This window comes from Sphingomonas faeni, assembly GCF_023195535.1.
Lineage (GTDB): Bacteria > Pseudomonadota > Alphaproteobacteria > Sphingomonadales > Sphingomonadaceae > Sphingomonas > Sphingomonas faeni_B.
Genome location: NZ_JALPNF010000003.1, coordinates 111,522 through 122,718, shown reverse-complemented (window position 1 = coordinate 122,718; position 11,197 = coordinate 111,522). Strand labels below are relative to the sequence as shown.

The window sequence follows — 11,197 nt, the reverse complement described above, 5'->3', positions numbered from 1 at the left end:
TCCCTCGTCATCATGCTGCAACGCGGTAGCATAAGGACATCGCGCGCGCGCGTCGACAGGTCCCGCCGAGGGCGCGCCTTACCGCGCGACGCGTCGCCAGCGGGCGCTGACCTGGACACGGTCGTGGATGTGGTGGCCGACGATGACCAGCACCGCGCCGCCACTTGCGCAGAGGAAGCCGATGGCGGCGAGCAGGATCGCGAGTGCGCCGGTTGGGGAGTGGAGACGCGCGAGCGTGTGGATCGCAGTAACGGCGATCGCGAGCGACAGGATGCCGCTCGCGCGGAGGCTGAGGTCGGTGCGAAGGCGGCGGAGGTCGGTCATGCGACGCTTCAGCTATCGCTCGCCGCATAAGCGTTCGAGATCGATTTTGCGGGGGAGCCATAGTGTTCGCGTAGTGCGCACCCCCGTCATCCCGGCGAAAGCCGGGACCTCGCGCGGCAGGGGCGACCTATGGCAGGGAGACTCCAGCTTTCGCTACTGCAGGGGGTTGGGCTTCATTACAGGCGGACCGCCCGCTTCCTTGTTCTCCCGCGAAGGCGGGAGCCCAGTCTGGATCCCCGCCTTCGCGGGGAAACAAGCTTTCTGCCTATGGAAATGTTAAGCGGCGACCAGCAGCCGGTACCCAATCCCGAGTTCGTTCGCGATGACCGTTCCAACGCCCCCCGTCCCTTCCAGCTTCTGCCGCAAATTCCGCACCACGATGCGGAGATATTCGATCCGGCGGTCATGATCGGTCGGCCACGCAGCCTCCAATATCCGCTGATGCGTCACGACCCGCCCCGGATGCGCGGCCAGCGCCGACAGCACGTCGAACTCCTTGCGCGTCAGATGCGCTTCCTCATCCCCGCGGCGGACCAACCGGTGCTCAAAATCGATCTCCACCCCATGCGCGCGCAATACCGTCGGCCGCGATGTCGCCTCGCCGCGCCCCCGCAACGCCACCCGCAACCGTGCGAGCAACTCCTCGGTATCGAACGGCTTGGTCACATAATCCTCCGCGCCGAGATCGAGCGCGGCCACCTTCTGGTCGGTCGCCTCGCGCGCGGACACGACGAGAATGATCGGATCGCCGAGCTTTTTCAGCAGCGGCACCAGTTCCAGCCCGTCGCGATCGGGCAACCCCAGGTCGAGCAGCACCGCAGTCAACGGCCGGCTCGCCGCGATCCGCAAAGCCTCGCGCGCGTCGACCGCCTCCTCGACGCCGTAGCCCGCGCGCTCCAGCGTGTTCTTCAACAACCGCCGGATGTGCAGTTCGTCGTCGACGATCAGGACCGTCTGCACGCTCATAGATTCGCTCCATCGGTGTCGCGGACGAGCAGGGCCACGGGGAAGCACAGGCTGAACTGCGCGCCCGTCAGGTCTTCGCGGTTGCTGGCTTCGACGCTCATCCCCATCGCTTCGGCGAACGCCTTGACGATCGCAAGCCCAAGTCCCGTGCCGCCGATCGCACGGTCGGAGCCTTCGAGGCGGCGGAACGTCTCGAACACCTCGTTCTCGCGGCCCGGTGGCAGGCCCGGTCCCTGGTCGATCACCGACAGCCGGAGCATGCCGAAGCGGTGCTCGGCACGCACGATGATCGGCGTGCCGGGATCGGCATAGCGCCCGGCATTGTCGAGCAGGTTGAGCAGGCAATGGTGGAGCAGTTGCGGATCGACGCGGACCAGAGGCAGGTTCGGCGCGACGTCGAGTTCGATCGCATGACCTTCCAGCACGCGCTTCGTATCGTGCACCGCGCCCGCCACCGCGTCGGTGAGGTCGGTCGGCTCCAGCCGCAACCGGAGCGCGCCAGCCTCGACCCGCGCCATGTCGAGCAGATTGCCGACGAACCGGTTGAGCCGCGCCGCCTCGCTCTCGATCGTCGCGATCAGTTCGGGCGTGACGCCGCGGTGCAGCTCCGCCGCCGCCGCCATCACCGACGTCAGCGGCGTGCGCAGGTCGTGGCTGACCGACGACAACAGCGCGGCGCGCAACCGATCGCGCTCGCGCACCGCATCGACATCGCGCATCTCGACCTCCAGCCGCGCGCGTTCGAGCACCAGCGACGCCTGGTCGACCAGACTCATCAGCAGCGGCAGCTGGTCCGACCGCACCGGATCGCCCCCTGCTTCCCGCGCGAGCCCCAGCACCGCCAGCGTCCGCTCGCCCGAGCGCAGCGGCTGAAAGAACCACTCCGACGCCGCCAGCGTGCCCGACCCGCGTCCGGCCGGCGCGCCGGTATCATAGGCCCATTGCGCGGCCGCCATCTCCATCGTCTCGAGCCGGTAATCCGCGCCGTTCGCGGCCTGCACCGCGAGGCCGGGGTCCTCCGCGACGAGAATCACCGTCCGTACGTCGAACAACCGACCGACTTCCTCGCAGATCGCGCGGGCCAGCGCGACCGGCTCGTTGAGCGACGTCAGTTGTCGCAGGAACCCGGCGAGCGCCGCGTTGGTCCGCGCGCTGGCGGCGGCGATATCGGCCTGCGCGCGGACCCGCGAGGTGAGCTGGCTGGTGACGAAGGCGATGCCGAGCAGCACGAGGATCGAGATGACGTTCTCGGGATTGTTGATCGTCAGCGTGCCGGTCGGTGGCAGGAAGAAGAAATTGTACGCGATCGACGAGGCGATCCCGGCGAAAAGTCCGGTGCGCAGGCCGAACAGGCTCGCCGCGGCCATCACCGGCAGCAGATAAAGCAGCGCGACATTGCCGAGGTTGAGGATGTGGAACAGCGCGCTCGCGACGCCGGTGACGCCCGCGACCATCGCGGTCGTCCAGGCATAGCCCGCCTTGCTACCCCAATCGCCGGTGCGCTTTCTGCCGGTCGGCGCCGCGGTACCCGCCTCCATCGGCAGGACATGGACCGCGATCCCCGGCGTCTCGCGGACGATCCGGTCGACGACCGAGCCGTGGCGCAGTTCGAACCAGCGCGAGCGGGCCGACTTGCCGACCACGAGTTGCGTCGCGCGCGCCTCGGCGGTGAAGGTCTTCAAGCCGTCGACCACAGACGTCGCGGGGACGGTCGCGACATCGCCACCGAGCTGCGTCGCGAGGTTGAAGACGGCGGCAAGCTGGCGGTGCTCGGCCTCGCCGAAGGTCTGCGCGCGCGGCGTCTCGATATACACCGCGGTCCAGGGCGCGTGCATCGCGTCGGCGATCCGCTTGGTCGCGCGGACGAGGCCGAGCGCGCCGGGCAGTTCGCTGATCGCGACGACGATCCGCTCGCCGCCCGCCCAGGTGCCGCCGACACCGAGCGCGCGGACGTGTTCGAGCATCTGCGCGTCGACGGCTTGCGCGGCGCGACGGAGCGCGAGTTCGCGTAACGCCGAGAGGTTCGACTTGGAGAAGAAATGCGAGAGGGCTCGGGTGGCCTCTTGGGGGAGGTACACTTTCCCCGCCTTCAACCGCTCGATCAGTTCGTCGGGCGGGATGTCGACGACTTCGATCTCGGCGGCCTCGACGATGCTGTCGGGAACGGTCTCGCGCACCCTGACGCGCGTGAACGAGGCGACGACGTCGTTGAGGCTCTCGATGTGCTGAATATTGATCGTCGAATAGACGTCGATGCCCGCGGCGAGCAGTTCCTCGACGTCCTGGTAGCGTTTCGGGTGGCGGCTGCCGGGGGCGTTGGTGTGGGCGAGTTCGTCGACGAGGACGAGCGTGGGGGCGCGTTCGAGGATCGCGTCGAGGTCCATCTCGTCGAGCGTGCGGCCTTCGTAGGGGATCGCCTTGCGCGGGACGATCTCGTGGCCGCGCGTGAGCGCTTCGGTCTCGACGCGGCCGTGCGTCTCGACCACGCCGATGACGATATCGACGCCCGCGCGACGGCGTTCGGCGCCTTCGGAGAGCATCTCGTAGGTTTTCCCGACACCGGGGGCGGCGCCGAGGAAGATCTTCAGACGGCCGCGACCCTCCTGCGACGCCTGTCGCAGAAGGGCCTCGGGAGATGGTCGTCCGTCGTCGTTCAACGTGCGCCGGTCGCGTCTAGCGCGCGGTTGAGGGTAAGGACGTTCACGCGTGGCTCGCCGAGGATGCCGAGCAGGGGGGCATCGACGTTAGCGGTGACGAGTGCGTGGACCTTGTCGGCGGGCAACCCGCGGATACGTGCGACGCGAGCGACCTGTGCGTAAGCTGATGCTGCCGACAGGTCTGGGTCGAGACCCGAACCCGATGCGGTGGCGAGATCGGCCGGGAGCGGCTCCGTCACGCCTTCTGCGCGACGCTTCGCGACGTCAGCCTTAGTGCGATCGACCAGCGCCTGGCTGGTCGGCCCGAGGTTCGAGCCCGACGACGCGAGGCCGTCATAGCCCTTGCCGGCGGCGGACGGCCGCGTCTGGAAATAGCGGTCGCTGGTGAACGCCTGCCCGACGACGGTCGAGCCGATCGCCTTGCCGTTAGCCATGACGAGGCTGCCGTTCGCCTGGGTTGGGAAGATGGCCTGTCCGATCCCGGTCATGGCGAGGGGATAGACGATCCCGAGCAGTAGCGCGAACAGGATCGTCATAACGAATGCGGGGCGGAGCGCGGAGGTGAAATCGGAGGTCATTGGATGCTTCCTTCTGCCGTCACCCCAGCGAACGCTGGGGTATCGTGCCGCGTACGGCGCACTTCGGGGAGGGAGACCCCAGCTTTCGCCGGGGTGACGGGGTTAGGTTGGGCGGCGGTGTTCCACCCGCTTCCGTCATGCCGGGCTAGTTCCGGCATCCACCGTTCTGCATAACCAAGGGCCGATGAGCGCGCGGAACGGTGGACCCCGGAACAAGTCCGGGGTGACGGAGGGGGTTGGGATGGCTGAGTGGCTGACGTCATCATGCCAGCCCCAGCGCGCCGACCAGAAGGTCGATCAGCTTGATCCCCACGAACGGCGCAATCAGCCCCCCCAGCCCATACACCGCGAGGTTCCGCGCGAGCAGCGGCCCCGCCGCCATCGGCTTATACGCCACACCCTTCAGCGCGAGCGGCACCAGCATCGGAATGATGATCGCGTTGAAGATGATCGCCGACAGGATCGCGCTTTCGGGCGACCCCAGCCGCATCACGTTGAGCACGCCCAGCCCCGGATAGAGCGCCACGAACATCGCCGGGATGATCGCGAAATACTTCGCGACGTCGTTCGCCACCGAGAAGGTCGTCAGCGCACCACGCGTCATCAGCAACTGCTTCCCCAGCCCCACGATCTCGATCAGCTTGGTCGGATCGCTGTCGAGGTCGACCATGTTGCCCGCCTCGCGCGCCGCCTGCGTGCCGGTGTTCATCGCCACGCCGACGTCGGCCTGCGCCAGAGCCGGTGCGTCGTTGGTGCCGTCGCCGCACATCGCGACCAGCCGCCCGCCCTGCTGTTCCTTGCGGATCAGGTCGAGCTTGTCCTCCGGCGTCGCCTGCGCGAGGAAATCGTCGACGCCCGCCTCGGCGGCGATCGCGGCGGCGGTGAGCGGGTTGTCGCCGGTGATCATCACCGTGCGGATGCCCATCGCGCGCAGCTCGCCGAAGCGCTCGCGGATGCCCGCCTTGACGACGTCCTTGAGAAAGATCGCCCCCAGCAAGCGCCCGTCCATCGCCACCGCCAGCGGGGTACCGCCAGCGCGCGCGATCTCGTCTGTAATCCGGCGCAGTTCGGTGGCGGCGGCGGTCGCCCCTGCCCCCGGATTGGCCTTCAGGATCGAATCGACCGCACCCTTCTGGATCAGCGCGCCATTGACCTTCACGCCCGAGATGCGCGTCTGCGCCGTGAACGGGATGACCTCCGCGTCACTCGGCAACGCGCTGGTCGTCACGCCGAACTTTTCGCGGGCCAGCACCACGATCGAGCGGCCCTCGGGCGTCTCGTCCGCAAGGCTGGCCAGCAACGCTGCCTCGGCCAGCTCCTCGTCGCGCGTGCCACCGACCGAGCGAAACTCGCTCGCCTGACGATCGCCGATCGTGATCGTGCCGGTCTTGTCGAGCAGCAGCACGTCGATATCGCCCGCCGCCTCGACCGCACGCCCGGACTTCGCCAGCACGTTGAACCGCACCAGACGGTCCATCCCCGCAATTCCTATCGCCGAGAGCAAGGCTGCGATCGTCGTCGGGATCAGCGTGATCAACAGCGCCGCCAGGATCGCGACCGGCACGCGGCCACCCGCATAGCTGGCGAACCCGGGGATCGTGCCGACCGCGATCAGGAAGATGATCGTCAGGCCGACGAGCAGCAGCGTGAGCGCGATCTCGTTCGGCGTCTTCTGCCGCTCGGCGCCCTCGACGAGTGCGATCATGCGGTCGAGAAAGCCTTCGCCGGGGTTGGCGGTGACCTTGACCCGGATCTCGTCGGAAATGACGCGCGTACCCGCGGTCACTGCCGAGCGATCGCCGCCCGCTTCGCGGATCACGGGTGCGCTCTCGCCGGTGATCGCGGCTTCGTTGACCGAGGCGACGCCCCAGACGACTTCGCCGTCCGCCGGGATCAGGTCGCCCATCGTCACCAGGACGATATCGCCCGAACGGAGCGCGCTGGCGGGGACGGATTCGACCTGGTCGCCCTTCATGCGGCGGGCGGTGAGTTCCGCCTTGGTCGCGCGCAACGACGCGGCCTGCGCCTTGCCGCGGCCTTCGGCGAGCGCTTCGGCGAAGGTGCCGAACAGCACCGTCAGCCACAGCCAGATCACCAGCTGGATCTTGAAGCCGACCGACAGCCCGTCGCCGCCGACGTTGACGAGGATCGTCAACAGCGTGGCGACCACCGCAGTGACGAACATCACCGGGTTGCGGATCAGCTGCCGGGGATCGAGTTTCCGGAAAGCGTCGCCGATCGCCGGGATGATCAAGTCGGCCGTGAACAGCGACTTGGTAGGGGTGCGTGCCATTTTGGCTTGTCCCGTCAGAAGGTTTTGCCGCTGATCATCGCGAGATGATCGGCGATGGGACCGAGCGCGAGGCTCGGCAGGAAGGTCAGGCCGCCGACGATCAGGATGATCCCGACCAGCAGGCCGACCCACAGCGCACCCGTCGTCGGGAACGAGCCCGTGCTTTCCGGCGTGTGCTTCTTGGCGGCGAGCGACCCGGCGATGGCGAGCATCGGCACGATGATGAAGAAGCGCCCGAGCCACATCGCGACCCCCAGCAACCCGTCATAATAGGGCGTCGCGGCGGTGAGACCCGCGAACGCCGAGCCGTTGTTCCCGACCCCGCTGGTGAAGGCGTAGAGGATCTCGGTGAACCCATGCGGCCCCTTGTTGAGCGGTCCTGCGAGCCCGGCGGGCAGCACGGCGCTGATCGCGGTAAAGCCGAGGATGACGAGCGGCAGGATCGCGATCGCCAGCACCGCGAGCTTCACTTCGCGGCTCTCGATCTTCTTGCCGACATATTCGGGCGTGCGGCCGACCATCAGGCCTGCGACGAACACGGCCAGGATGGCGAACAGCAGGAAGCCGTAGATGCCTGCGCCGACGCCGCCGATGACGACTTCGCCGAGCTGCATGTTGAGCAGCGGGATCATGCCGCCGAGCGCCGTGAAGCTGTCGTGCATCGCGTTGACTGCACCACACGATGCCGCCGTCGTGACGACCGAGAACAGGGCGGATGCGGCGATCCCGAAGCGGACCTCCTTGCCCTCCATGTTGCCGCCCGCGACGCCGATCTGGTGGAGGATCGGGTTGCCCGCGGCTTCTTGGGCATAGGTCACCGTGACGCCCGCGAGGAACAGCAGCACCATCGCCGAGAGGATCGCCCAACCCTGCCTGGTGTTGCCGACCGCCTTGCCGAACGTCCAGGTCAGGCCGAAACCGATGACGAAGATCGAGAGCATCTGGATCAGGTTGGTCAGCGCGGTCGGGTTCTCGAACGGATGCGCCGAGTTCGCGTTGAAGAAGCCGCCACCATTGGTGCCGAGCATCTTGATCGCCTCCTGGCTCGCCACCGGACCGAGCGCGAGCGTCTGCTTGAGCCCCTCCAGCGTGGTCACGTCGACGGTGGCGGCGAGCGTCTGCGGCACGCCGCTGGCAATCAGGAACAGCGCATAGACGATCGAGATCGGCAGCAGCAGGTACAATGTGACGCGCGTCGCATCCGCCCAGAAATTGCCGATCGTCGTGGCCGATCGCCGCGCAAAGCCGCGGAACAGCGCGAACGCCAGCGCGATGCCGGTCGCGGCCGACAGGAAGTTGTGGATCGTCAGGCCGAACATCTGGCTGAAGTTCGACATGGTGGATTCGCCACCATAGCTCTGCCAGTTGGTATTGGTCGTGAAGCTGATCGCGGTGTTGAACGCGAGGTGCGGCGCGAGGCCAGCGAGGCCTTGCGGGTTACCCGGCAGCACGCCCTGCAGGCGCAACACTGCGTAAGTCAGCGCCATCAACGTCGCGTTGAACAGGAGCATGTGCAGCGCATAGCGGCGCCAGCCCTGCTCGGCCTTCGGATCGATACCGGCGAGCTTGTAGAAGCCTGTTTCGACCGGGCCGAGGACGGCGTGGATCGGCGTGCGGCGGCCTTCGTACAGCGCGAACAGCCACAGGCCGACGGGTTTGGTCAGCGCCAGCAATATGCCGACGAAGCCGAGGATCAGGATCCATCCCTGGAATGTCATTGCGACGCGCTCCTAAAAGCGTTCGGGACGGATCAGCACCGCCACGAGGTAAAACAGCAGCCCGAGCGCGACGATCGCGGCGAGCCAGAGGTCGAGGGTCATGGCTGCGTCCTCACGCGTTGTCGCACAGGCGGACATAGGCGAGCGTCGCCGCCACCAGCCCGACCATGATCGCTATCCAGAGAAGGTCCTGCATCGGTCGTTCCTCGTCAGAAGGCGGCGGTAAGGGAGGCAACCACGGTGCCGTCGGCGATCGATCCGGTGCCGTCCTGCCCGCGGGAGAAGCTCGGCTGGAGATACGCTGCGCTACGACGCGTGATGTCGGTATCGACATAGCTGACGTTGAAGGTCAGGTTCTTGTACGTAGCGTCCGCGCCGAGCGACCAATCCCAGTACTCGCCGGTCGGCGTCACGCTGGTCGCGTTCGGGCCGAGGCCGTCATTGCCCCAGCTATGGCCGATATGCGCCTTGGCGGTGATCGGCGTGCCGGCGATCGCGAACGCGCCGTCGCCGGTGAGGTAGAGATTGTCGGTCTTGGCGCCGGGATTGGTATAGATGCCCGCGGCCGCATCGGCGCCGGTGCGATACCATTTGCCGAGCGCCTGCTGCTTCGGCGCATAAAAGGCGCTGGCGGTCAGCGTCGCCGGGCCGGTCGTGCCGCTGAGCTTCACATAGGGCTCGGCGTAATCCGTCTTCGAGGCGCCGCCCGGATACATATACCAGGTCAGCCCGACGTCGAGCGTCGCGTTGTCGGCGAGCTTGTGCTTGTAGCCGCCGATCAGGTCGAGCTCCATGTTCGAGCCGCCGAACGTGCCCCAGCCCGACAGGTTCGAGCCCCAGGCGCCGACATACACGCCGCTCTGGTGCGCGATCGTCAGCCCGCCCTGGATCGCGCCGTCCTTGTCCGACTGCGACACGCCGCGCAGGCGGTAGTCGGTGGCCAGCGTCACCGAACCGGAGATAGTGACGGGAGACGGCGGCGCGGTATCCTGCGCGAACGCGGGCGTGGCGAGACCGGTCAGGATACCGGCGGCGGCGGCGAAACGAAGAATGTGCATATGGTCCCCATGCGCGCGCCGCCGAAAGGATGGCGGTTCGCGAGGACTGGCAATTAGGCGCCGGCCGCGTAGCAATTCGAGATCGATTGCCGGGCGGCGCGTATGTTTTGCGTAGTATTGTCGGAATTATTAAGCGGCGCGGCTCTCTTTCGTCGCCGCGATCACAAACCCTCGCCGCCGACCCATTGCGCGTTGGACAGGCGGCGGGCGAGGTCCCAGCTCTGGACGCGGATATCGGGCACCGCGACCACTTCCCACAGCCCGCCGCGGGTCATCGGGCCGATGCAGTGGATGCGGTCGTCGGGCATGCCGTCCGCCCGGATCGCCCGCGACTGCGCATCGACGTCGACGCCGAGCCGCAGCGGATCGGGTCGGATCAGCCCGGCGGCGAGCAGATGCGTCACGAGCGGCTCCTCGGAGCGCAACAGATCGCCCTGCGGCCCGGTGCAGTTCACGATCCGCGCGGTGCGTGTAACGACGGTGGCGGTTTCGCCGCGTGGTCGCCAGGTCAGCTTTGCCTGCGGTCCGTCGGCCTCGGCGGAGACGATCTTGCCCGCTGCGAAGGTCAGTCGGCCGGTTGCGACAAGCGCCTCGACGCGGTCGGCGACGGCCGGTGCGAGGCGGTGGCGATGGACGTCCCAATAGGGACGCAGATGCCGCAGGAAACGGCCGCGCAGGTCTTGCGACGCTGCCGACCACAGCATCTGCGTGACCGGGCGAAGCTCGTCGACAGCGCACCGCCAGCCTTCGACCGCGGCCCTTGCGCGGACATGACGGACGAGGTCGGTCAGCCCGCCCTGCGGCTTGTCCGACACGCCGCGGTGCGCGGGGGCGCCGTCGACATGGCGGCGGGGCGACAATCCGCGGCGCGAAGTGGCGAGGATGTGGCCTGCGAATCCCTGCGCATCGAGCAACAGCGCCGCGTCGATCGCGGTCAGCCCGGTTCCGACCAGCACGACGGTATCGTCCGCGCCCAACCCCTCGGCGAGGTCGGCCGCCCACGGGTCCGCGCAATACACGCCCGCCGGTAAAGTATCCGGCTTCAAGCCCGGTGGCGTGTGCGGTGGCAGATTCCCCAGCGCGAGCACCGCGGTATCGGCGGCGATCTTTCGCCCGTCCGCCATCGTCAGCGTGACGCCGTCGCCGGTCACCGGCTCGATCGCGCAGACCTCGCCCTCGACATGCACCAGCCGTCCGTCCGATCCCGCGATCGCCGCATCGAGCAGTTCGCGCAGGTACGCGCCATAGGTTGTGCGCGGGACGAAGGTCTTGCGGTCGCCCTTGCCGTGCGCTTCGAGCCAGCGGACGAAATGATCGGGATCGTCGGGCAGCGCGCTCATGTTGCCCGCGCGGACGTTGAGCAGGTGGTCCGGATGCGCTGCACTATACGCGACGCCGCGCGCGAGCTGCCGGTCGCGGCGCTCGATCAGCGTCACCCGGGGCCCCTCGTGGCGCATCAAATTGACCGCGAACAGCGCGCCGGAAAAGCCGCCGCCGACCACGACGACATGATCCTCGGGTCCCGCGATCCGCGGCATCGTCGTACGCTCGTCCATCTGTTCGCTCACCCGTGCTGCCGCGGGAAGCCATGCCCGATCAGAGC

Annotated in this window: 9 protein-coding genes; all 9 read right to left on the bottom strand. The window is 67.8% G+C overall.

The features are described 5' to 3' along the window. Positions 1-78 precede the first annotated feature (78 nt). Positions 79-324, bottom strand: a complete 246-nt coding sequence (locus SPHN_RS07795) for a hypothetical protein (protein ID WP_248522582.1) — start codon at positions 322-324, stop codon at positions 79-81. 276 nt (positions 325-600) lie between these two features. Beyond that, complete coding sequence (locus tag SPHN_RS07790; RefSeq protein ID WP_248522581.1) at positions 601-1,290, bottom strand: response regulator transcription factor; 690 nt, start codon at positions 1,288-1,290, stop codon at positions 601-603. Then, positions 1,287-3,947, bottom strand: a complete 2,661-nt coding sequence (locus SPHN_RS07785) for a sensor histidine kinase (RefSeq protein WP_248522580.1) — start codon at positions 3,945-3,947, stop codon at positions 1,287-1,289. Before SPHN_RS07785 ends, SPHN_RS07790 begins: the two co-directional genes overlap by 4 nt. Further along, a complete protein-coding gene (kdpC, locus tag SPHN_RS07780) occupies positions 3,944-4,525 on the bottom strand; it encodes a potassium-transporting ATPase subunit KdpC (RefSeq protein ID WP_248522579.1) in 582 nt (193 codons plus the stop codon). The genes SPHN_RS07785 and kdpC overlap by 4 nt, the downstream gene beginning before the upstream one ends. Positions 4,526-4,787: 262 nt before the next feature. Further along, the gene (kdpB, locus tag SPHN_RS07775; protein WP_248522578.1) at positions 4,788-6,818 is read right to left on the bottom strand and encodes a potassium-transporting ATPase subunit KdpB; all 2,031 of its coding nucleotides are present in this window, start codon (positions 6,816-6,818) and stop codon (positions 4,788-4,790) included. Between the two features lie 14 nt (positions 6,819-6,832). Then, positions 6,833-8,536: a potassium-transporting ATPase subunit KdpA gene (kdpA, locus tag SPHN_RS07770; protein ID WP_248522577.1), complete on the bottom strand. Its 1,704-nt coding sequence runs from the start codon at positions 8,534-8,536 to the stop codon at positions 6,833-6,835. A 12-nt stretch (positions 8,537-8,548) separates the two neighbouring features. Beyond that, a complete protein-coding gene (kdpF, locus tag SPHN_RS07765; protein ID WP_055875324.1) occupies positions 8,549-8,638 on the bottom strand; it encodes a K(+)-transporting ATPase subunit F in 90 nt (29 codons plus the stop codon). Between the two features lie 107 nt (positions 8,639-8,745). Next, positions 8,746-9,594: a TorF family putative porin gene (locus SPHN_RS07760; RefSeq protein WP_248522576.1), complete on the bottom strand. Its 849-nt coding sequence runs from the start codon at positions 9,592-9,594 to the stop codon at positions 8,746-8,748. 161 nt (positions 9,595-9,755) lie between these two features. Continuing rightward, positions 9,756-11,150 carry an FAD/NAD(P)-binding protein gene (locus tag SPHN_RS07755; protein WP_248522575.1) on the bottom strand — a complete coding sequence of 465 codons (1,395 nt, stop codon included), beginning with the start codon at positions 11,148-11,150 and terminating at the stop codon, positions 9,756-9,758. Positions 11,151-11,197 lie beyond the last annotated feature (47 nt).

What these genes read in the sequence shown, in the direction of transcription:
- kdpA (WP_248522577.1), bottom strand. Translation starts at nt 8,536, where the DNA reads ATGACATTCCAGGGATGGATCCTGATCCTCGGCTTCGTCGGCATATTG.
- SPHN_RS07790 (WP_248522581.1), bottom strand. Translation starts at nt 1,290, where the DNA reads ATGAGCGTGCAGACGGTCCTGATCGTCGACGACGAACTGCACATCCGG.
- SPHN_RS07755 (WP_248522575.1), bottom strand. Translation starts at nt 11,150, where the DNA reads ATGGACGAGCGTACGACGATGCCGCGGATCGCGGGACCCGAGGATCAT.
- SPHN_RS07760 (WP_248522576.1), bottom strand. Translation starts at nt 9,594, where the DNA reads ATGCACATTCTTCGTTTCGCCGCCGCCGCCGGTATCCTGACCGGTCTC.
- kdpF (WP_055875324.1), bottom strand. Translation starts at nt 8,638, where the DNA reads ATGACCCTCGACCTCTGGCTCGCCGCGATCGTCGCGCTCGGGCTGCTG.
- kdpB (WP_248522578.1), bottom strand. Translation starts at nt 6,818, where the DNA reads ATGGCACGCACCCCTACCAAGTCGCTGTTCACGGCCGACTTGATCATC.
- kdpC (WP_248522579.1), bottom strand. Translation starts at nt 4,525, where the DNA reads ATGACCTCCGATTTCACCTCCGCGCTCCGCCCCGCATTCGTTATGACG.
- SPHN_RS07795 (WP_248522582.1), bottom strand. Translation starts at nt 324, where the DNA reads ATGACCGACCTCCGCCGCCTTCGCACCGACCTCAGCCTCCGCGCGAGC.